Origin of the sequence: Nonomuraea sp. NPDC049695, assembly GCF_040674955.1 — a bacterium.
GTDB classification, from domain to species: Bacteria; Actinomycetota; Actinomycetes; order Streptosporangiales; family Streptosporangiaceae; genus Nonomuraea; species Nonomuraea helvata.
The window spans coordinates 58,692-79,779 of the sequence record NZ_JBFANV010000008.1; the positions used below are offsets into that span (position 1 = coordinate 58,692).

A 21,088-nucleotide genomic window follows, 5' to 3' on the forward strand; every position below is an offset into this window, starting at 1 on the left:
CCGCTCCGCGAGTCGTTCATCCCGCTGACATCCCTTGCCGCCCCGACAAGGCGTGGTGCGCGCATTCGGTCCCGGGCCCGAGCCGCCGTCAACGCCGGCCGGCCCGAGTCGCAGCCCGCGTGCAGCCCTACCGGGCGGCGTACAACTCGTGCGCGGCCGTGATCGCCTGATCGGCGAAGCCCAGCACGTCGCGCCTGCGCTCGAACGGAGAGCCGTACATGGAGGTCCTGGGCGTGCCGAAGTGGTCGCCCAGCCCGCTCACCGCGCTCGCGACGGTCGGCAGCGCGGTGTCTGCCTCGCGCAGGCGCAACGCCTCGTTCACCACACGGTGCCAGCGCTCCGGGAACGCCTCCAGCGCGTGCCGCCCGGCCCCCGCCTTGGAGGTGATCTCGCCGGTCGCCAGCGTGTAGTGCAGCCGGGCGACGCCCGTGACGATCCACACGGTGCCGTAGTTGCCCAGGCTGGCCAGACCCCAGGGCGCGGCCAGTCGGGAGGCCCGGGTCACCAGGCGTCGCCAGTAGCGGTCGAGGTTGTCGTCCGTCCAGGCGGCCAGCGCGGCTGGATCGTGCCAGAGCTCCAGCTCGTCCGGCTTGGGTCCGCGGCAGGTCAGGCCGTGCCTGGCCAGCGTGTGCCAGGTGACCGGATTGAGGTAGCCCCGGGGGTGCAGCTTCCCGCCGTGCGCCCTGGGGCGCGGCCCCAGCCCGGAGGGGTCCAGGCGGAGGTCGTCCCAGGTGAGGTAGCAGCCCTCGAACGGGTACGCGCCCAGCCGGGTGTGAATGCGTTCGAGCACCTCGAACGGCGGCTCGGCGGCCGTCACCGCGACGAAGTCCACGTCGCTCGTGTCGGGCCGGTAGTCGCCCAGGGCCGCCGAGCCCTCCAGATAGAGACCCTCCACCAGCCCGGGAGCCTCCGCGTCGGCCACCGACAGGTAGGTCTCGACAATGGCATCGATCTTGGGGTAGGGCGTCATGGCCGCCCAGCCTGCCACACGGGGGGTCGCCGCCTCATCACATTCAACAATCCTAGAATTGCCGGGTGAGTGAGGCATATACCCCTGAAGACCTCAAGGCAACACACGACGGGATCAAGTGGGCAGAAGTCGCGCCGGGCGTCATCCCCGCCTGGGTGGCCGACATGGACCTGTCCACCGCGCCCGAGGTGATCGAGGCCCTCCAACAGCGGGCCTCCGGAGACCTCGGCTATCCCACCTGGCTGGACCAGCCCACGGCCGGACCGCTGGCGGAGGCGTTCGCCGAACGCATGACGAACCGGTACGGCTGGGCGGCCGACCCCTCGCTCGTGCGCTCGTTCAACGACGTCAACCAGGCGCTCCAGGTCTTCCTCCAGATCTGGACCCGGCCTGGCGACGGCGTCGCCCTGCACACTCCGGCCTACCACCCGTTCCTGACGACGCTGGACGTCATGGATCGCCCCCTTCACCCCATCCAGTTCGAGTCCGACGGGGACTCGTGGCGTTTCGAGGTGCCCGATCTCTCGGGCTGCCGGGTGCTCCTCCTCGTCAACCCGCACAACCCGACCGGACGCGTCTTCACCCGCGAGGAGCTGAACGCGCTGGCCGAGCAGGTCGAACGCCACGACCTGCTGGTCCTCTCGGACGAGATCCACGCGGATCTCACCTACGAGCCGCACCGGCACATCCCGTTCGCCACGATCCTCCCCGACCGCACTGTCACGCTGACGTCCGCGACGAAGGCGTTCAACCTGGGCGGCATCCGCTGCTCGGTCGCCCACGTGGGACACGCGGGTGTCCGCAAGGCCCTGGAGGCGCAGCCGCCCTTCCTGTACGGCTCGGCGAACCTGTTCGGCGTGGAGGCCACGGTGGCGGCGTGGCGGCGCGGAGACGCCTGGCTGGAGTCCACCCGTGCCCTCCTCGACCGCAACCGCCACACGATCGCCTCCCGTCTGCCCTCGACCGTCGACTACCGGCTTCCGGAGGCGACGTACCTGGCGTGGCTGCACGTAGGCCGGCCGGGGATGGCGGAGGTGTACGAGCGGGAGGCCAAGGTGCGCCTGAACGACGGCTCGATCTTCGGGCCCGGCGGTGATGGGCACGTACGCCTGAACTTCGCCACGACGGAGCCGATCCTCAGCGAGATCCTCGACCGCCTGGCTCGCGTGCTCTGACCCCGGCTCCCCTGGCACCGCATGCACGCACACACGACCCGCCCGCGATGGCAAGCGCACCATCGCGGGCGGACGCCTGGGCAGTCCGAGCGGCAGGACAGCCCGGCCCCGAACCGAGACGGCCCGGCCCGAGCGGCCAGGGCTGGACCGGCCCGCCGGGGTCAGGGAAGGGGCGGGAGGTCGGGCGGGGTGGCGGCGGGGTGCTCCTCCAAGGCGGCCAGTGCCAGCTCGACCGCCTTGTCCAGCTGCGGATCCCGCCCCGCCACCCGGTCCTGCGGCGTGATCACCACCTCGATGTCCGGCTCCACGCCGTAGTTCTCCACCCCCCAGCCCTGGCCCTCGATCCAGAACGAGTAACGGGGCTGCGTGACCCGGGTCCCGTCCACCAGCGAGTACCGCGAGTCGATCCCGACCACCCCGCCCCACGTACGCGTCCCCACCAGCGGCCCGATCTGGCGGACCTTGATCCCGGCACTGACGATGTCCCCGTCCGAGCCCGCGAACTCGTCGGTGACCGTCACGATCGGCCCTCGGGGCGAGTCCGCCGGGTACCGCATCGGCTCGTACCCGCGCGCCCGCGACCAGGCCGTGACCTTGCGCGACAGCTTCTCCAGCACGAGCTCCGACAGGTGCCCGCCGCCGTTCGCCCGCACGTCCACGACCAGCCCGTCGTAGGCCATCTCGGTACGCAGGTCCCGGTGGAACTGCGCCCACCCCCACGGCGCCATGTCGGGCACGTGCAGGTACCCGAGCTTGCCGCCGGAAGCCTCCCTGACCAGGGCGCGGCGGCTCTCCACCCAGTCGTGGTAACGCAGCTGGGTCTCGTCCGTGATCGGGGTGACCACGACGCGGCGCGTGTCCCCGCCGGAGGCGGGTCGCACGGTCAGCTCGACGGGCTGGCCGGCCGTGCCCGCCAGGAGGGCGAGCGGGCCGCGTACCGGATCCACCGGGCGCCCGCCCACTGCGACGATCGCGTCGCCGGGACGGACGGCCACTCCGGGCGCGAGCAGCGGCGAGCGGGCGGCGTGGTCGGAGGACTCGCCCGGCAGGATGCGGGTGACCCGCCACACCCCGTCGCCGTCCCTGGACAGGTCCGCGCCGAGCAGGCCCTGGCGGCGTCGGGGGTCGTAGCCGCCGCCGTTGTTGTACGCGTAGGCGTGCGAGGTGGCCAGCTCGCCCTGCGTCTCCCAGAGCAGGTCGATCAGCTCCGAGTGCGCGCCGATGCGCTCCACCAGGGGCTCGTAGCGGTCGAGCACGCCCTGCCAGTCGATGCCGTTCATGTCCTCGCGCCAGAAGTGGTCGCGCATGAGACGGCCCGCCTCACGGAAGCCCTGCCGCCACTCGGCGACCGGGTCGATCTGGACGGTGATCCGGTCGAGGTCGATGCCGACCACCTCGTCGCCCTCGGTGGCGGCGCGGGTCTGCAGGCCGTTCTTGCCGTTGGTGACGAGCCGGCCGCCGTCCCCGCTCACCTCGAACGAGCGCACCTCCCTGCCCAGCTCGGCCTTGGCGCGCTTCTTGAGGTCATAACGCTCCAGCACGCTCTCGCCGGCGGACTCGGTGCCGTCGCCGAGCTGACCGGCGAGGGGGTGGCGCAGCCAGAGCAGGGCGTCCTTGGTGGTACGCAGGTTGCCGTAGCGGCCGGCGGCCACCGGCACCGGCACCACGCGCGAGGAGAGCCCATCGGGATCGACCTCGGTCCTGGGCGGCTCGTCGTCCTTCTTGTCGTCCTTGCCCGGCTTGTCGTCCTCGCCGTTGAACCCGCGCCCCTGCAGCGAGGGGTCGAAGGGCGACGGCGTGGTGGCCTTGAGAGGCACGATGTACGGCTTGCACCCGACGGGGAACGACAGATCGAAGACGTGCGCGTCGTAAACCGGATCGAACGTCCGCACCGACAGGAACGCCAGATGCTTCCCGTCCTTGGTGAACACCGGGTCGTAGTCGGCGAACCGCACCGGCGTCACGTCGATCACCGAGGTCCCGTCGACCCGGCCCATCCTGATCTGCGACAGCGGCTCGTCATGCGGATGCACCCAGGCCAGCCACGCCGAGTCCGGCGAGAACGTCAGCCCGCTGACGTCCCCCTGCGTGGTCCGGTCGAGCTCCCGGGTGTCCCCCGACTCGAGGTCGACCACCAGCAGGCGCCCGTCGTGCGTGGCGACCGCCACGTGCTTGCCGTCGGGCGCGGCCTCGAGCTGGAGCACGCGCCCGAGCTGCCCGGCGGCCAGCGTCCTGATCTCGCCGCCCGGCGCGCCGATCTCCAGCCCGTCCTCCCCGCTGGCGTCCGACACCCACACGGCGCGCCCGTCGGCGTCGATGGCGCGCGGCAGGCGTACCCGGACGCCCGGCTCCGCCCGCAGCGCGCCCACGGGCCCGTCGCGGTGGGTCACCCAGTGCGCGGTCCCGCGGATCTCCACGGCGCTGGCCCGCCCGGTCGCGTCCGGCGAGAACGAGCCGACCCGCAGCGGCGCGGGGCGCCTGGCCCGTCCCGGTCGCGGCCCGCCCAGCCGCACATCCAGCCGGTACGGCTCCGCGTCCAGGCTCTCCAGCAGCCACAGGTCACCGGCGTGGCTGTAGACGACCCGCTCACCGTCGCTCGCGGCGTGACGGGCGTAGAACTCCTCATGGGAGCTGTGCCGGCGCAGGTCGGAGCCGTCGGGCAGGGCGGAGTAGACGTTCCCGACACCGTCGATGTCGGCCAGGAAGACGATCCGGTCCCCCACCCAGCTGACCGACCAGTACTGCGCCGTGCTGTCGGCGAACAGCCGGGTGAACTCGCCGTCGCCCTCGGTGTCGACCCAGATCTTGCCGGCCGTGCCGCCCCTGTACCGCTTCCACTGGGACGGCTCGCGCCACAGCGCCGACACGGTGGCCACCCGCGCGCCGTCCACGGCCACGTCGCTGACCCACCCGTACGGCAGGCGCGTGGCCGGTCCCCCGTCGAGCGGCACCGCGTACGCCCAGTTCCTGCTGCGCTCGCTCTCCCCGGCGGAGGTGATCGCGATGACGTCGCCCTCGGCCGTCCACCCGCGCACGCCGGTCGTGGCGCTCCCCCAGTAGGTCAGCCGATCGCCCTCAGGGCCGTCGATCTCCGCCGCGAACACCTCGGGCGCGCCCTCCTTGCCGCTCGTCCAGGCGATGCGGGCGCCGTCGGGCGAGAACCTGGGGTGCGACACCGGTGCCCGGTCGGCGGTGAACCGCCAGGCCCTGCCTCCGGACAGGGGAGCCAGCCAGATATCGTCGTCGGCGACGAAGGTCACCACGTCGCCGTGCACATGCGGGTATCTCAGGTATGCGCCATTTGTCACAGGTGCACACTAATGCCCGCCCGCCAAGGTCAGCCCAAGAATTGTCCCCCGGGCGGCCCTGCCACGTCCCGTGAACGGCCAAGTGCGGGATGCGCCGGAAATGTACGGGAAGGGCAAGAACTATGAAGCTTCTCGCCCGTACACACCAGTTCCCGGCACGCCTGGCGGCCGGGGCCGTCATCCTGAACTCCGGACTCGGCAAGGTCGACGCCGACGAGCAGACCGCGGCGGGCCTGCACGGCATGGCCTCGGGCACCTACCCGTTCCTGCGCGACATGGACCCGGTGGCCTTCGCCAAGCTGCTCTCCAGGAGCGAGATCGCGCTCGGGACGGCGCTGCTGGCCCCCTTCGTGCCGTCGCTGCTGGCGGGGGCCGCACTGACGGGGTTCGCGGCAGGGCTGCTCGGGCTGTATCTCAAGACGCCGGGGATGCGGCGGGAGGGCAGCCTGCGCCCGTCCGAGCAGGGCATCGCGCTGGTGAAGGACGTCTGGCTGCTGGGAATCGGCCTCTCGCTGGTGGTCGAGGAGCTCATCGACCGATGATCTCCGGTCCGCCACCACTAAGGCGGACAAACACGGGTAGCCCGGGACGCATGGTACAAATCGGCTACACCTTGATGTCCGAACAGACTCCGGCACGGGAGCTGGTCGACTACGCCGCGACGGCCGAGCGGATCGGTTTCGACTACGCGGTCATCTCCGACCACTACTTCCCGTGGGTCGAGGAGATGGGGCACTCGCCGTACTGCTGGTCGGTGCTCGGCGCCGCGGCCCAGGTCACCGAGCGGCTGCCGCTCATGACGTACGTGACCTGCCCGATCATGCGTTACCACCCGGCCGTCGTGGCGCAGAAGGCGGCCACGATGGGCGTGCTCAGCGAGGGCAGGTTCACGCTGGGCCTCGGCGCGGGCGAGAACCTCAACGAGCACGTCGTCGGCGAGGGATGGCCGCCGGTGGACACCAGGCACCGGATGTTCGCCGAGGCGGTCCAGATCATCAAGGAGCTGTTCAGCGGCGACTACGTCACCTACCAGGGCGAGTTCTACGACGTGGACTCGGCCAAGCTCTACGACCTGCCCGACCGGCCGGTCCCGCTCGCCATCGCCGCCTCGGGCGGCCAGTCCGCGGAGATCGCGGCCGAGTACGGCGACATGCTGGTGGTCAACGATCCGATGGCGGACGTGGTCAAGCAGTTCAACGCCGCGGGCGGGCAGGGCAAGCCGGTCTACGGGCAGCTGGCCCTCGCGTACGACACCGATGCCGAGGCCGCCAAGCAGCGGGCCCACAAGCTCTGGCGGTGGGCAGCGTGCGGCGGCTGGAAGGTCATGGCCGAGCTGCCGGGGCCGGTGAACTTCGCCGCCGCCGCCGGCACGGTGCGCCCGGAGGACGTGGCCGAGAGCGTGCCGTGCGGCAGCGACGTGAACGCGGTCGTGGAGGGCGTCAGGAAGTACGCCGACGCGGGCTACACGCACGTGGCGCTCGTCCAGGTCGGGCACGACCAGCAGGAGCCGTTCTTCGACTGGGCGGAGAAGGAACTCCTCCCGGCCCTCCGCAGCCTCTGACCGCCCCCGTGAACGCGCCGCGCGTGGCGGCTGAAGGCCGGTCACGTCCCGGGCACTCGCCCGGGACGGTGCGGGACTCAGATGGTCACGGGACGATGTTGACCAGCTTGGGAGCCCTGACGATCACCTTGCGGGGGCTGTTCGTCAGGTAGGGCGCCACCTTCTCCGAGGCCAGGGCCAGCTCCCGCAGCGCTTCCTCGCTGATGTCAGGCGAGACCTCCAGCCGGTCGCGCACCTTGCCCGCCACCTGCACGACGCAGGTGACCGACTCCTGCACCAGCAGCTCCGGCACGGCGGAAGGCCAGCCGGCGAAGGCGACGGGGCCGGTGCGGCCCAGCCGCTCCCAGCCCTCCTCGGCGGTGTACGGGGTCACCAGCGACAGCATGATCGCCAGCGTCTCCGCGGCCTCGCGCACGGCCGGGTCGCCGGCGCCGGGACCGGAGTCGATGGCCTTGCGGGCGGCGGAGGTCAGCTCCATCATGCGCGCCACCGCGACGTTGAAGCGGTAGGACTCGACCAGCTTGGTGACCTCGTCGATCGTGCGGTGCGTGACCTTGCGCAGCTCCACGTCGCCGGTCTCGAACGGCACGCCGGGCGCGGAGGACACCTCCGACATGACGCGCAGCGCGCGGGCCAGGAACTTCTGCGACGCGGCCGGCGAGACGTCGGCCCAGTCGATGTCGTCCTCGGGCGGCCCGGCGAAGATCATGGTCAGGCGTACGGCGTCGACGCCGAAGTCGTCGATCTGCTGGCCCAGGTCCACGCCGTTGCCCAGGGACTTGGACATGGCCTTGCCGCCGTTGATCACCTGGCCCTGGTTCAGCATGCGCCTGAACGGCTCGGTGAAGTCGACCATGCCCATGTCGTGCAGGACCTTGGTGAAGAACCGCGAGTACAGCAGGTGCAGCACCGCGTGCTCGATGCCGCCGACGTACTGGTCGATCGGGCCCCACTTGCGCACCTGCTCGACGTCGAACGGGCCGTCGGTGTAGCCGGGCGAGCAGTAACGCAGGTAGTACCACGACGAGTCGACGAACGTGTCCATCGTGTCGGTGTCGCGCTTGGCCGCGCCGCCGCACTTGGGGCACTCGACGTTGACCCACTCGGTGGCGCTGGCCAGCGGGGAGACGCCCTTGGGCGCCAGCGCCTCGCCGCGCATGTCGGGCAGCGTGACCGGCAGCTGGTCGTCGGGGACGGGCACCTCGCCGCAGTCGCCGCAGTGGATGATCGGGATCGGCGTGCCCCAGAACCGCTGGCGGGACAGCAGCCAGTCGCGCAGCCGGAAGTTGACCGCGCGCGTGCCCCTGCCATCGCGCTCCAGGATCTCGATGATCTTGGAGATGGCCTCGGCCTTGGTCAGGCCGTCCAGCGGCCCGGAGTTGACCAGCGTGCCCTCGCCCGGCGTGGCCTCGCCGGTCTCGCCCGGGTCGGCCAGGCCGGTGTGCACGACCACCTTCACCGGCAGCTCGAACTTCAGCGCGAAGTCCAGGTCGCGCTGGTCGTGGGCGGGCACGGCCATGATGGCGCCGTGGCCGTAGTCGGACAGCACGTAGTCGGCCGCCCAGACCGGGATGCGCTCGCCGTTGACCGGGTTGATCGCGTAGCGGCCCAGGAAGACGCCGGTCTTCTCCTTGTCGGTGGACAGCCGCTCGATGTCGCTCAGCTTGGCGACCTCGGCGCGATAGGCCTCGAAGGCGGGACGCTGCTCGTCGGTGACGATCTCGTCGGCCAGCTTGGCGTCCACGGCGACCACGAAGAACGTGGCGCCGAACAGCGTGTCGGGCCGCGTGGTGTAGACGTGCACCGGCTCGTCGCGGCCCTCGATCTCGAACAGCACGTCGGCGCCCTCGGAGCGGCCGATCCAGTTGCGCTGCATGGTCAGCAGCCGCTCGGACCAGCCCTCGTTCAGCTGGTCCATGTCGTCCAGCAGGCGCTGCGCGTAGTCAGTGATCTTGAAGTACCACTGCGTCAGCTCGCGTCGGATGACGTCGGCGCCGCAGCGCTCGCACTTGCCCGCCACGACCTGCTCGTTGGCCAGCACGGTCTGGTCGTTGGGGCACCAGTTGACCAGGCCGCCCTTGCGGTAGGCCAGGCCGCGCTCGAAGAACCGGTTGAACAGCCACTGGTTCCACCGGTAGTAGTCGGGGTCGCTGGTGTGCAGGCGGCGCGACCAGTCGAAGGAGATGCCGTAGCGCTTGAACGAGGTGACCTGCGTCTCGATGTTGGCGTAGGTCCACTCGGCCGGGTGGGCGTTCCGCTTGATCGCGGCGTTCTCCGCGGGCAGGCCGAAGGAGTCCCAGCCGATCGGGTGCAGGACGTTGTAGCCCTTCTGGAACCAGTAACGCGCGACGACGTCGCCGATGGCGAACACCTCGCCATGACCCATGTGCAGGTCGCCCGACGGATAGGGGAACATGTCGAGCATGTAGCGACGCTCGCGCGGGTCCGCCGGGTCCTCGTTCGCCCGGTAGGGTTCCTGCTCCTCCCATCGCTGCTGCCACTTGGCCTGCAGCGCCTGCGGATCGTACTCACTCACGGCTACTGTCCTTCTGGCTTGATTCGGACCCATAAGAAAACCCCCCGTGGACACAACGAGGGGTAGCCGCGACGGCGGGAATCTTCAGGGCCGTCGCGGCCCGCTAAGAAGCAGGGTCGCGGAACGCACGTGTCAAGCGTAGCGCACGTCTTCGGCTGAATGCAGATACTCGTGGGGGGTCTGCAGGCACAATGGGTCCTTCAGGTCCAGTGAGACCTGAAGGTGATGTATCCGTTGTGACCCATTCGTCCCAGAAGAATACCCTTGTCACCATGGTGTACCCAGCTGAGCCCGATCGACCGGAGGTAGGCCTGCCCATGCAGGACCCGCCTACGGATCCTCATGGCTTCGCTGGTTTGGCTGCGGGATCACCTGCATCTCCTGGAAAATCCCATGAGATCATGCCTGGTACGTCAAATCCGGATATAACGGGTTATCCGGACAGAACCTCGGGAGGGGCGGCAGCAATGGCAGCGGAGAATTCCGGACCCCACCTGCCACCGTCCTGGCCAGAGGCGCCTCGTCGCGACGCATCCGGCTCCCCGGCCTCGGAGGTCCCCATGTCATGGCCCGAGGCCCCGCGCCCCGCCCACCAGGACCCGTCGTGGCCGGAGCCGCCGCGCAACGACGACGCCTGGCCCGAGCCGCCGCGCCACTCCCGCCCCGAGCCCGCCCGCCACGAGGCGTCGGGCCCCTCGTCGTGGCCCGATCTTCCCCCGGCCGCCTCCTCCTGGCCGGACCCGTCCCCGCAGAGCGCCTCCGCCCCGTCCTCGTGGGACGCTCGGAGCGCTTCCGGCCCGTCCTCATGGGACGCGCCGCCGCCGGGCAGCACCGAGCCGTCCTTGTGGCCGGACATGCCGCCGCAGGGCGGCACCGGGCCGTCCTCCCCGCTGGACACGCCGTCACAGAAGGGCAACGGGCCGCAGCAGGGCAACCGGCCGTCGTCCTGGCAGGACGCGCCGCCGCAGGACAGCCTCGGGACGCCGGCCTGGCCCGAGGCGCCGCGCCGGGACGCGGGCCTGCCGGAGGCGCCGCGCCGGGACGCGGGCCCGCCGGACATGCCGACGTCGTGGCCGGGGTCGTCCCCGCAGGACGTCCCCACCTCCTGGCCCCAGGCGTCGGGCCCCTCCTCGTGGCCGGACGCGCCGCCGCAGGGCGCCGCCGAGCCCGCCGCCCGAGCCGGCGACCGCCCTCCGGTCCCGGATCCGGTCCCGGCGTGGGCGCAGCCGCCGGCCCCGTCCTCCGACTCCTGGTCGAACCTCTCCTCCCCCGCCCCCTGGCCGCCCGCCGAGCGGAACGCCGCCGACGCGCCGGAGGAGCGCACGGCGATGTACCAGATCGACGACCTGCCTCAGGGAGCGCACGCGCCGCCCCAGGGCCACCCCGCCGAGGACCGGACGGTCACGTACGCCCAGCACTCAGAGAACCTGCTCAACGACCGGGCCGCCCCCATCATGGACTCATCGAACTCCAGCACCACGCCCCCCACCGAGGACCAGAGCGGCCCCCGCCCCGGCTCCAACCTGAGCCGCGACCCCTCGGACCCCGACCGCCCGTTCGTGACCGCCGGCCAGATCAGCGGCTCCCGCACCCCGCCTCCCGAACGCCAGCAGGAGCTCTGGAACACCGTCTTCGGCGACGACTACCAGGCCATGGGCGAGCAGGACTCCCTGGACGAGAGTCAGGGCAAGCCCATCTGGATCTACGCACTCGGCGGGTCCGTGGGGATCGCCCTGGTGGCCGCACTGCTGTGGGCGTTCCTGGCGGGCCCGCTGGCCAGCGACGAGCCCGCGTCCAACGCCGTGGCGGAGGCTCCCACGAGCTCGCCGAAGCCCTCCACCACCAGGTCCTCGACCTCGATCGGCGCGCTGCCGAAGTTCTCCGGCAAGGCCGCACCGGTGATCGGCCGGGTGCCCGACGCGGGGGCCGGCGTCTCGCTGCCGCGCCTGGGCGGCACCTGGCGGCTGGACCAGCGCGCCACGGTCAAGACCACGTACGGCTACGACACCCGCCAGTACGTCCAGGTCGCGCCGGAGAAGTACGCCCAAGTCATGTCGGGTCCGCTGGCGCAGAAGCTGGCCTCGTACTACGAGAAGGACAACCTGGAGCCGGTCATCAGGCAGGTGGTGCTGGATGCCCGCAAGCGCTTCTTCCCCACCGGCAACAAGGTCAAGAAGATCGCCCAGCAGCCCATCAAGGTGGGCAACTCGACGGGACGCCTGATCGCGTACTCGCTGACGTCGCCGACCGAGGAGGCGACGATCGTGACGATGGCCGTCAACACCGGCGGCAACGTCCCGGCCATCGTCTACATGTCGATCCCGTCGGACAGCAAGCAGCTCATGCCCGACATCCACACGGTGAAGAACCAGCTGAGGCTCGGCACCCAGGGCTAGAAGACGCACTCCATGTGCTTGATCCCGTTGATGAACATGGAGTGCAGCCGGTCGGGCCTGCCGCCCTCGATGCCCGGGACGCGGCGCAGCAGCTCGCGGAACATCACCGTGATCTCCCGCCTGGCCAGGTGCGCGCCGAGGCAGAAGTGCGGGCCCGGGCCGCCGAAGCCGACGTGCGGGTTGGGGTCGCGGGTGATGTCGAAGCGGTACGGGTCGGCGAAGACGGCCTCGTCCCTGTTCGCCGCCCAGTAGAACAGGACCGCCTTCTCGCCCTTGCGGTAGAGGTGCCCGTTCATCTCGTGGTCCCTGGTGAGTTTGCGGCGCATGAAGTTCACCGGGGAGGCGAGCCGGACGATCTCCTCCACGGCCCCGGGCGCGTGCCCGTCGATGTCCTCCAGCCAGAGCGCGCGCTGGTCGGGGTTCTTGGTGAGCAGGCGCAGTCCGTACGAGATGGCGTTCCTGGTGGTCTCGTTGCCCGCCACCACCAGCAGGATGAAGAACGACCCCAGCTCCTGCATCGTCAGCCGCTCGCCGTCGATGTTGGCGTTGACCAGGGAGGACGTCAGGTCGCTCGTGGGGTGGTCGGCGCGGTGGGCGGCGAGGTCCTGGACGAGCTGCTGCAGCTCCATGCCGGCGTTGAGCAGGCGCTCGGCGAGCTGCTCGAGATCGGCGCCGCCGTATTCGGGGTCGAAGCCGCCGAGGATGATGTTCGAATGGTCGAAGACGAACTGGTAGTCCTGCTCGGGGATGCCCATCATGTCGCAGATGATCTTCAGCGGGAGCCGGGCGGCCACCTCGGTCACAAAGTCGCAGCCGGGCCCCTTGTCCAGGAGGTCGTCCACGATGGCGGCCGCGGCCGCGTCCACGTCCGACTCGAACTGCTTGATCATCTTGGGGGTGAACGCGCGTGAGACGATCCTGCGCAGCCTCGCGTGGCGTGGATCGTCCATGTTGATCATCGAGCCGAAGTACTCGGCGAACTCGGCCGGCATGTCGGGCACGTTCGTCGCGCCGCCGTCACCCGAACAGAAGATCTCGGGAGTGCGGCTGGCCTCGAGGATGTCGGCGTGCTTGACCAGCGCGTGGTAGCCGGGGCCCCTGGGCGCGAAGTCGATCTCCATCTCCTGGAAGAAGACCGGGGCCTCCAAGGAGCGCAGGCGCTCGAACGCCGCCTCGCGCTCTCTCATGGGCCTGGCCCAGAAGTCGCGGTCCGACAGGTCGAAGTCGAGAACGCCCATGAGGCCATCATTCGAAAAGCAGCCACTTACGTCAATGGGTAGGACGTACACCGTACGTACTTATGGCCTCCACTCCGTGGAGGCGGGCTCGGTCGCTGGATAGCCGCCGCCTTCCCTCGTCGCTCTGGTCGCTACGCTCCCGACGCTCCTCAGTCCAGGCGGCGGCGCTCCCTCGCGGGGGAAAACCTGTGGCCCCCACCGGGGGGCCGGCCCTAGGGTGACGCGCGTGACGTTCTTCTACCGACGTTAGCGATCCGCCGGCGGGTCGCGGAGCACCCCACCGCCGGCGATGCGGGACGGCTGAGCAAGCGCCGTCCCGGGTCGCGACGTGGGAGAAGGACAGTTGCATACGTTTGCTGTGGCCAGGGCCGTGCATGGCATCGAGCCCCTGGTGGCCACGGAGATTCGACGTTCCCGGCTGGGCGTGGTGCGTGGGGTGCGCCATCGCGAGGTCTGGTTCGAGGCCTTGCCGGGGGCCGACCTGATGAGCCTGCGGACGGCGGACGACCTGCTGCTCGCCGCCGCCGTGGTGGACGGGATCGGCCACGACCGCTCCGCGCTGCGCCGGCTGGCGCGCGCGGCTCGCGCCATGAATGTGGACGTGGACGGGTTCGCGCACGCCGCGAGTGCGGTGGAGGTGTCTGCCTCCTTCGTCGGGCGCCGTAACTACACCCGCTTCGAGATCGAGGACGCGGTGGGGGCCGAGCTGGCGCGGCCGTTGCGGCTGCCGTACCACTCCAGGAAGGACGGAGCACGGCCGCCTCGAGACGCCATGTCGTGGCGGGTCACCATCGAGGGCGACCAGGCGCTCATCGCGCTGAGGCCGGCGGCGCGGCCGCTGCACCGGCGGGCGTACAAGACGGCCTCGATCCGGGGCACGCTGCACCCGCCGGTGGCCGCGGCCATGGCGGCGCTGGCCCGTCTCGAGGATGCCGGGACGGTGCTCGACCCGTGCTGCGGGGCGGGCACCACGCTGATCGAGGCCCACGCGCTGGCGCCCGGCGCGCGCCTGCTGGGCTTCGACCACGACCCCGCCGCCCTCCACGCGGCGACCTCCAACGCCCGGACCGCCGCCCTCCAGGCGGCGACCTCCAACGCCCGCACCGCCGCCCCTCATCCGCAAGCCACCGGCATCGCGCCGCCCTTGAGCGACGCCGTCCGCCTGCCGCACGATGCCCCGCTCGAGCCGCCCCCTGCCGGATGCACGCCCTGCGGCGCCGCTTGCCTCCCCGGCGAGTGCGCGGCGCACCCGCCGGGCAACGTCGAGCGGCGCTCGCGCTTCCACAACGCGCACAGCAACGCGCACGGAGACCCGCACAGAGCGGAAGGCCCGGCGTTGTCCGCGCCGGCCGACACGGAGGGCGGCTCACCGTTCCCGCGGGCCGACGCCGGAGGCGCGGCGTTGTCCGCATGGGCCGGCGCGGAGGGCGACTCGCGGATCGGCGCGGAAGGCCGAGTGTCGTTCGCGTGGGCCGTGGCGGATGCCGGGCGGATTCCTATGGCCGGAGGGGGCGCGGATCGGGTGCTGGTGAACCCGCCCTGGGGGCGCCAGGTGCCGCCGCGTGGGCTGCTGGCACGGGACCTCGGCCCGCTGTGGCGGGAGGTCCGGCGGGTGCTGGCCGACGACGGGGTGGCCGTGGCGCTGGTGCACGACGAGATCCCGCCCGGGTTCGCGGTGGAGGAGGCGGTGCGGGTCAGCCTGTCTGGGCAGCACCCCGTCATCGCGGTCCTCAGGAAAGCGAGGAGGTGACCGGCGACGACACCCCTCAGAAGGTGAACCCCGTCGGCCGGACCTGCGTCATCTCGGCTGCGGACGGGGCGCCCAGCCAGTCCAGGATGAGGCGGTTGACCTCGGCCGGGCGCTCCAGATGGAGGAAGTGCCCGGCACCCGCCACCTGGAGCGCCTGCGAGCCGGCGGGCAGGTGGCTCAGCGCGTTCTTGGCCAGCTCGGGACTCAGGCACCCGTCCTGGGCGCCGTGCAGGTAGAGGACCGGGCCGGTGATGCCGCCCTCCAGGGCCGGGTAGCGGCCGGAGGGTGGCGTGGTGCCGAGCATGGCCCGGTAGTAGCCGAGTGCCGCGCTCAGGTTGGCGGGCTCGCCGATGCTGCGCCGTACGAACTCCAGGTCCTCGCCCGGGTCGTAACCCGGCGACCAATCGCGCCAGAGGTTCTCGAGGAAACCGGGGGTCGCGACGGCCGCCTCGCCCAGGTACGTCTGGAAGAGGAAGACGTAGAAGGAGCGCTTGAGCTGGTCGTACTCCAGGAAACCTGCGCCGAGCGCGCCGGGCGGCGGCACGGCCAGTGTGACGGCGCGGCGGAAGCGGCCGGCCAGGTGGTACACGGGGAAGGCGCCCCAGTCGTGCCCGATGACGACCGCGTCCTGGTCGCCGCCGAGCTCCTCGTGCAGCGCGCGGACGTCGGCGACCAGCGCGGCGTCCTCGTACGCGCCGTCGGCCGGCACCTCGGTGGGCGCGTAACCGCGCGTGAACGGCGCGACCGCGCGGTAGCCGCGCTCGGCCAGCGCGGGCATGAGGTACCGCCAGGTGTGTGCCGTGTCGGGGAAGCCGTGCAGGCACAGCGCCAGCGGCCCCTCTCCAACCGTCAGATACGCGAACTCCACACCGTTGGCGTGGATAGTCCTGATCTCCATGAATGCGAAACCTAGCATTCGGCCCGCCCTAGGAGTACCACTACGGCAGGGGCCGGTCAGAAGGTGTAGCGCATGTGCTTGATGCCGTTGATGAAGTTGGACAGCAGGTAGTCGGGCTCCCCCACGGACTTGATGTGCGGCAGCCGCGTGTACAGCTCCCGGAACATCACGGTCATCTCCCTGCGCGCCAGGTGCGCGCCCAGGCAGTAGTGCGGCCCGGGGCCGCCGAACCCGACGTGGGGGTTGGGGTCGCGGGTGATGTCGAACGTGTCCGGGTCCGAGAAGACCGCCTCGTCGCGGTTGGCGGAGTTGTAGAAGAGCAGGACCTTGTCGCCCTTCTTGTACCGCATGCCGTTCATCTCGTGGTCCTGCGTCAGCGTGCGGCGGAACTGGATCACCGGCGTGGCGTACCGGATGATCTCGTCGCACGCGGAGACGATGTGGCCCTCGAAGTTGTTCATCAGGATCGCGCGCTGGTCGGTGTGGTCGGTGAAGAGCTTGAGCCCGTGCGCGATCGCGTTGCGGGTGGTCTCGCTGCCCGCCACCACGAGCAGGATGAAAAACGAGCCGAGTTGCTGCGGGGTGAGCCGTTCCTCGCCGTTGACCAGCAGGCTCACCAGGTCGCCCGTGGGCCGCTTGCGCCGCTCGTCGCCCAGGCGGGCGGCCAGCCGGTTGAGCGAGTAGCCGGCGCGCATCAGCTTGGCCAGGCCCTTGGCGACGTTGCGGCGGGTGAGGTCGGGGGCGACGCCGGTGTACTCGGGGTCGGTGTTGCCCAGAATGATGTTGGTGTTCTGCAGCACCATGTCATGAGATTCGGGCGGAATCCCCATCATGTCGCAGATGACCCGTACGGGAAGCCTGGCGGCCACCTGAGCGACGAAGTCGCTCGGACCGTCCTCGATCGCCTTGTCCACGATCTCGGCGGCGGCCCTGGCCAGGTCCTCTTCCATCTTCGACAGGATGCGCGGCGTGAACGCCCTGGACACGATCCTGCGTAACTGGGCGTGCCGGGGGTCGTCCATGTTGATCATGGAGCCGAAGTACTGGCTCAGCCAGCGCGGCATGTCGGGAATGCTGTTGGAGCACGGCTCGCTGCTGAACACGGCCGCGTTCCTGCTGGCTTCGATCACGTCGGCGTGGCGTACGAGCGCGTAGAAGCCCGGGCCGCCGCCGATGAACGGCACGACCTGCTCCCGCATGAAGACCGGGTGGTCCATCTGCCTCAGCCTGCGAAAGGCCTCTGCACGCTCGGCCTGCGGCAGACCCCAGAACGGAATCTGCGACAGGTCCAGGTCCGCGGTCAGCGTCATACCACCCAAGCCTTCTGCAAGTAACCACTTACGTCAAGGTACTTAAGGCGCCTTCCTTATCAAATCAGCGCCTTTCTCGCCGATCATAATGGCCGGTGCGTGAGTATGTCCGCGATTCAACGTCGGCATGATCGAGACGTCCACCACTCTGAGCCCCTCGACGCCGCGCACCCGGAGCGAGGGGTCGACCACGGACGAGTCGTCGGTCCCCATGCGGCAGGTGCCGACCGGGTGGTAGAGCGTCTCGCCGCGCTCGCGGACCCACCGCGCCAGCTCCTCGTCGCTCTCCGGCGCCCAGTACGGCGCCATCGGCCCCCCCGCGTACGGCTTCATCGCCGCCGTGGCGAAGACCTGCTTGGCCATCTTCAGCCCTGCGACCAGGCGCTTGGTGTCGGCCTCCGCGGTCAGGTAGGCGGGGTCGATGACGGCGTCCCTGCCGTTGAGCCCGACCCTGCCGCGGCTCTCCGGCTGCAGCAGCACGACGCCGACGGTGAGCCCGTGGCCGGTCGGCGGGGTGAGCCCGTGGTCGACGAACGGCACGGGAGCGAAGATCAGCTCGACGTCGGGCGCGGGCTCCTCGTCCGAGGTCCTGATGAACGCGACGGCCTCCCCCACGTTCGTGGTGAGCATGCCGGAGCGCAGGACGATGTACCGCAGCAGGTTGCTGATCGACTCGGCCTTGGTCAGCGTCACCGGCTGCTTGCACTCGACGAACACGCCGCTCGAGAGGTGGTCCTGCAGATTCTTGCCGACCTCGGGCAGCTCGTGCACGATCGCGACCCCGGCGTCGCGGAGCTCGCCGGGCGCGCCCACGCCGGAACGCATCAGCAGGTACGGCGAGCCGATTGCGCCGGCGGCCAGGATGACCTCCCTCCTGGCCCTGACCTGGGCGCCGCCGCTGTGCTCGACGCCGGTCGCGCGCCTGCCGTCGAACACCACCCGGTCCACGGTCGCCCCGGTGATCACCTGGAGGTTCGGCCGCGACGCGGCCGGGCGCAGGTAGGCGTCGGCCGAGCTCCACCTGCGGCCGCGGTGCTGCGTGACGGGCGTGGGAGAGTAGCCCTCGTTGGAGCGCCCGTTCAGCTCACCGAGCCGGGTCAGGCCGAGCTCCTCGCAGGCCCTGAGGAAGGCGGCGGTGGTGACGTTGGGGCTGCGCAGCTCGGAGATGTAGAGGGGCCCCGCGGTGCCGTAGACGTCGCCCTCGTTGCTGCCGACGCGGTGCTCGGCCCTGGTGAAGTACGGCAGGACGTCGTCGTACGACCAGCCGGGAATGCCCCACTGGTCGTAGTCGCGCTGGCAGCCGCGCACCCACATCTGGGCGTTGAGCGAGGACGAGCCGCCGATCACGCGGCCTCTGGGCCAGTAGAGCTTCCTGCCGGACATCTCGCCCTGTTTGGCCGTGGTGTAGTTCCAGTCGTAGTCGGTCTTGAAGAGCTTGGCGAAGCCCGCGGGCATGCGGATCTCCAGCTTGTCGTCCTTCCCGCCCGCCTCGACCAGCGCGACCGACACGCCGGGGTCCTCCGAGAGCCGGTTGGCCAGCACGCACCCCGCGGACCCCGCTCCTACGATCACGTAGTCGTACTCCATGGCTCCTCCAAGTAACTTGGTACTTGCTTACTCCAGGCGGGCGGACGCGTCCATATCCAGTTGTGACCTGGAATTACCTACCGGTCGGTATGGACGGCTGCAAGGATGGCGCTCGAAGCCCGGCTTAGAGGAGGAAGGCGTCATGCTCAACCTGTCCATCGTCCTCGAGGACAGCGCCAGGAACACCCCCGACGGCACGGCCGTCGTCTTCGGCGACATGCGGCTCCCGTACTCCATGATCGACACCGTCGCCAACCAGGTCGCGAACCTGCTGGTCGCACGGGGTGTCGGCAAGGGGGACAAGGTGGCGCTGGCGTGCCCGAACCTGCCGTACTTCCCGTTCGTCTACTTCGGCATCCTGAAGACCGGGGCCGCGGTGGTGCCGCTCAACGTGCTGCTGCAGTCGCGGGAGATCGCTTACCACCTTGAGGACAGCGACGCCAAGGCGCTGTTCTGCTTCGAGGGCACGCCCGAACTGCCGCTGGGTGAGCGCGGCAAGGCGGGTTTCGAGGCGGCGCCGGGCTGCGAGCACTTCTTCGTGCTGCCCGCCACCCCGCTCGCGACCGAGTCCCCGTACGGCGAGTCGATCTGGGCGGCGCTGGGCGGCATGGCGAGCGAGTTCGAGACCGTGCAGACGGCCCCCGACGACACCGCGGTGATCCTCTACACCTCGGGCACCACGGGACAGCCCAAGGGCGCCGAGCTCAGCCACCAGAACATGCTGCTGAACGCCATGGTCAACGACAAGATGTTCCCCCGCGCCGACGGCGGGGACACCTACCTGGCGGTGCTGCCGCTGTTCCACTCCTTCGGCCAGACCGTGGTCATGAACACCGGCTTCCTGCGCGGCGCGAGCATCGTGCTGATGCCGCGCTTCGATCCGGGCGAGGCGCTCGCGCTCATGTCCAAGGAGGGCGTCACGTTCTTCGCCGGGGTGCCGACGATGTACTGGGGCCTGCTCACCAAGATCCACGCGGAGGGCGCCGAGGCGCCCCGCACCCTCCGGGTCGCCGTCGCGGGCGGCGCGTCCTCACCGGTGGAGGTGCTCAAGGACTTCGAGCGCACCTTCGGCATCAGCATCCTGGAGGGGTACGGCCTGTCGGAGACGTCCCCGGTGGCCAGCTTCAACCAGATCCACCGCCCCACCAAGCCCGGCACGATCGGCTTCCCCATCTGGGGCGTGGAGATGAAGCTGATCGACGGCGACTGGAAGACCGTCGAGGGCGAGGGCCCCGGCGAGATCGCCGTCCGCGGCCACAACATCATGAAGGGCTACTACGGCCGCCCCGAGGCCACGGCGGAGGTGATGAAGGACGGCTGGTTCCGCACGGGCGACATCGCGACCCGTGACGCGGACGGCTACTACTCCATCATCGACCGGGCCAAGGACATGATCATCCGCGGCGGCTTCAACGTCTATCCGCGCGAGCTCGAAGAGGTCCTGCTGACCCACGAGGCCGTGTCACTGGCCGCCGTGGTGGGGGTGCCGCACGAGTCGCACGGCGAGGAGATCAAGGCGTACGTCATCCGCACGCCCGGCTCGACGATCACCGAGGACGAGCTGATCGCGTGGACCAAGGAGAACATGGCGGCCTACAAGTACCCCCGGATCGTCGAGTTCCGCGATTCGCTGCCCATGACGGCCACGGGCAAGATCCTCAAGCGCGAGCTCCGTTGACCGGACTGCCGGCGGGCACGAGCGCCACGACCCGGCCCCTCGCCCTCTTCGACCTGGACAACACGCTGATCGACCGGCTGGGCGCGTTCAGGCTGTGGGCCGCCGAGTTCGCCGCGCAGCGGGGGCTGGGCGAGGAGGCGGTGCCGTGGATGGTGGAGCTGGACGCGGACGGTTCCCTGCCCATGGACGCCTTCTTCGGGCTGGTACGCGAGCGGTTCGGGCTGGCCGAGCCGGTCGAGGTGCTGTGGGCGGCGTACCGGGCGCGGCTGCCGTACCTGGTCTCCTGCCCCGCCGACGTGCTCGACGGGCTCGACCTGCTGCGGGCGGCCGGGTGGGCGGTGGGCATCGTGACGAACGGGATGGCCGACAACCAGACGGGCAAGCTCCAGCGGACCGGGTTGGCGGACCGGGTGGACGGGTGGGCGATCTCGGGAGCTGAGGGCGTACGGAAGCCCGACGTGCGGCTCTTCGAGATCGCCGCCCGAAGGTGCGGCGCGTCGCCGGCCTCCGGCGGCTGGATCGTCGGGGACGACCCCGAGAAGGACATCGCGGGCGGACGGGACGCGGGGCTGCGGACCATCTGGATCGACCGGGGCGTCATCGGCGGAGTCCTGGCGGATCACACGGTGAGCGACGCGCGCTCTGCCATCGAGCTGCTTATCCAGCTGAACTGACCCCTCC

14 protein-coding genes are annotated in these 21,088 nt (G+C 70.5%); 7 read left to right on the plus strand and 7 right to left on the minus strand.

Going from position 1 to position 21,088, the window contains the following annotated elements; translation table 11 throughout:
* Window positions 1–127 precede the first annotated feature (127 nt).
* Window positions 128–970 carry an aminoglycoside adenylyltransferase domain-containing protein gene (locus AB0J64_RS09930; RefSeq protein ID WP_364023474.1) on the minus strand — a complete coding sequence of 281 codons (843 nt, stop codon included), beginning with the start codon at window positions 968–970 and terminating at the stop codon, window positions 128–130.
* A 65-nt stretch (window positions 971–1,035) separates the two neighbouring features.
* Here AB0J64_RS09930 and AB0J64_RS09935 point away from each other — a divergent pair, with 65 nt between their 5' ends.
* Window positions 1,036–2,145 (plus strand): aminotransferase class I/II-fold pyridoxal phosphate-dependent enzyme, encoded by a 1,110-nt coding sequence (locus AB0J64_RS09935; protein WP_364023477.1) that lies wholly within the window; start codon window positions 1,036–1,038, stop codon window positions 2,143–2,145.
* A gap of 161 nt (window positions 2,146–2,306) precedes the next feature.
* Here AB0J64_RS09935 and AB0J64_RS09940 read toward each other — a convergent pair whose 3' ends face one another.
* Window positions 2,307–5,453: a PDZ domain-containing protein gene (locus tag AB0J64_RS09940; protein WP_364023479.1), complete on the minus strand. Its 3,147-nt coding sequence runs from the start codon at window positions 5,451–5,453 to the stop codon at window positions 2,307–2,309.
* A 122-nt stretch (window positions 5,454–5,575) separates the two neighbouring features.
* On the opposite strand from AB0J64_RS09940, the gene AB0J64_RS09945 reads away from it, so the two are divergent.
* Both AB0J64_RS09945 and AB0J64_RS09950 read left to right on the plus strand, forming a co-directional pair.
* Window positions 5,576–5,995 (plus strand): hypothetical protein, encoded by a 420-nt coding sequence (locus AB0J64_RS09945; RefSeq protein ID WP_344989263.1) that lies wholly within the window; start codon window positions 5,576–5,578, stop codon window positions 5,993–5,995.
* A 50-nt stretch (window positions 5,996–6,045) separates the two neighbouring features.
* A complete protein-coding gene (locus AB0J64_RS09950) occupies window positions 6,046–7,014 on the plus strand; it encodes a TIGR03557 family F420-dependent LLM class oxidoreductase (RefSeq protein WP_364023482.1) in 969 nt (322 codons plus the stop codon).
* Between the two features lie 85 nt (window positions 7,015–7,099).
* Here the strand turns inward: AB0J64_RS09950 and leuS are convergent, their stop codons facing one another.
* Window positions 7,100–9,583, minus strand: a complete 2,484-nt coding sequence (leuS, locus tag AB0J64_RS09955; RefSeq protein ID WP_364023485.1) for a leucine--tRNA ligase — start codon at window positions 9,581–9,583, stop codon at window positions 7,100–7,102.
* Window positions 9,584–10,110: 527 nt separating this feature from the next.
* Between leuS and AB0J64_RS09960 the strand changes: the two genes are divergently transcribed.
* Window positions 10,111–11,946, plus strand: coding sequence for a hypothetical protein (locus AB0J64_RS09960; RefSeq protein ID WP_364023488.1), 1,836 nt, complete (start codon window positions 10,111–10,113; stop codon window positions 11,944–11,946).
* On the opposite strand, the gene AB0J64_RS09965 is transcribed toward AB0J64_RS09960, so the two are convergent.
* Complete coding sequence (locus tag AB0J64_RS09965; RefSeq protein WP_364023491.1) at window positions 11,943–13,184, minus strand: cytochrome P450; 1,242 nt, start codon at window positions 13,182–13,184, stop codon at window positions 11,943–11,945. The genes AB0J64_RS09960 and AB0J64_RS09965 overlap by 4 nt on opposite strands.
* A 343-nt stretch (window positions 13,185–13,527) precedes the next feature.
* Here AB0J64_RS09965 and AB0J64_RS09970 point away from each other — a divergent pair, with 343 nt between their 5' ends.
* The gene (locus tag AB0J64_RS09970) at window positions 13,528–14,934 is read left to right on the plus strand and encodes a hypothetical protein (RefSeq protein ID WP_364023494.1); all 1,407 of its coding nucleotides are present in this window, start codon (window positions 13,528–13,530) and stop codon (window positions 14,932–14,934) included.
* Window positions 14,935–14,950: 16 nt separating this feature from the next.
* Here the strand turns inward: AB0J64_RS09970 and AB0J64_RS09975 are convergent, their stop codons facing one another.
* The 3 genes from AB0J64_RS09975 to AB0J64_RS09985 are packed head-to-tail and all read right to left on the minus strand — an operon-like array spanning window position 14,951 to window position 18,729.
* Window positions 14,951–15,832: an alpha/beta hydrolase gene (locus AB0J64_RS09975; protein ID WP_364023497.1), complete on the minus strand. Its 882-nt coding sequence runs from the start codon at window positions 15,830–15,832 to the stop codon at window positions 14,951–14,953.
* 56 nt (window positions 15,833–15,888) lie between these two features.
* A complete protein-coding gene (locus AB0J64_RS09980) occupies window positions 15,889–17,142 on the minus strand; it encodes a cytochrome P450 (RefSeq protein WP_364023500.1) in 1,254 nt (417 codons plus the stop codon).
* A gap of 42 nt (window positions 17,143–17,184) precedes the next feature.
* Complete coding sequence (locus AB0J64_RS09985; RefSeq protein ID WP_364023503.1) at window positions 17,185–18,729, minus strand: GMC family oxidoreductase N-terminal domain-containing protein; 1,545 nt, start codon at window positions 18,727–18,729, stop codon at window positions 17,185–17,187.
* Window positions 18,730–18,871: 142 nt separating this feature from the next.
* On the opposite strand from AB0J64_RS09985, the gene AB0J64_RS09990 reads away from it, so the two are divergent.
* Window positions 18,872–20,407: a long-chain fatty acid--CoA ligase gene (locus AB0J64_RS09990; protein WP_364023506.1), complete on the plus strand. Its 1,536-nt coding sequence runs from the start codon at window positions 18,872–18,874 to the stop codon at window positions 20,405–20,407.
* On the plus strand, window positions 20,404–21,081 hold the full coding sequence (locus AB0J64_RS09995; RefSeq protein ID WP_364023509.1) for an HAD family hydrolase: 678 nt from the start codon (window positions 20,404–20,406) through the stop codon (window positions 21,079–21,081). The genes AB0J64_RS09990 and AB0J64_RS09995 overlap by 4 nt, the downstream gene beginning before the upstream one ends.
* Window positions 21,082–21,088: the final 7 nt, after the last annotated feature.

Excerpts from the sequence above, each read along its gene's own strand:
- AB0J64_RS09985 (WP_364023503.1), bottom strand. The coding sequence starts at position 18,729 with ATGGAGTACGACTACGTGATCGTAGGAGCGGGGTCCGCGGGGTGCGTG.
- AB0J64_RS09980 (WP_364023500.1), bottom strand. The coding sequence starts at position 17,142 with ATGACGCTGACCGCGGACCTGGACCTGTCGCAGATTCCGTTCTGGGGT.
- AB0J64_RS09930 (WP_364023474.1), bottom strand. The coding sequence starts at position 970 with ATGACGCCCTACCCCAAGATCGATGCCATTGTCGAGACCTACCTGTCG.
- AB0J64_RS09945 (WP_344989263.1), top strand. The coding sequence starts at position 5,576 with ATGAAGCTTCTCGCCCGTACACACCAGTTCCCGGCACGCCTGGCGGCC.
- AB0J64_RS09975 (WP_364023497.1), bottom strand. The coding sequence starts at position 15,832 with ATGGAGATCAGGACTATCCACGCCAACGGTGTGGAGTTCGCGTATCTG.
- AB0J64_RS09990 (WP_364023506.1), top strand. The coding sequence starts at position 18,872 with ATGCTCAACCTGTCCATCGTCCTCGAGGACAGCGCCAGGAACACCCCC.
- AB0J64_RS09960 (WP_364023488.1), top strand. The coding sequence starts at position 10,111 with ATGTCATGGCCCGAGGCCCCGCGCCCCGCCCACCAGGACCCGTCGTGG.
- leuS (WP_364023485.1), bottom strand. The coding sequence starts at position 9,583 with ATGGGTCCGAATCAAGCCAGAAGGACAGTAGCCGTGAGTGAGTACGAT.
- AB0J64_RS09950 (WP_364023482.1), top strand. The coding sequence starts at position 6,046 with ATGGTACAAATCGGCTACACCTTGATGTCCGAACAGACTCCGGCACGG.
- AB0J64_RS09965 (WP_364023491.1), bottom strand. The coding sequence starts at position 13,184 with ATGGGCGTTCTCGACTTCGACCTGTCGGACCGCGACTTCTGGGCCAGG.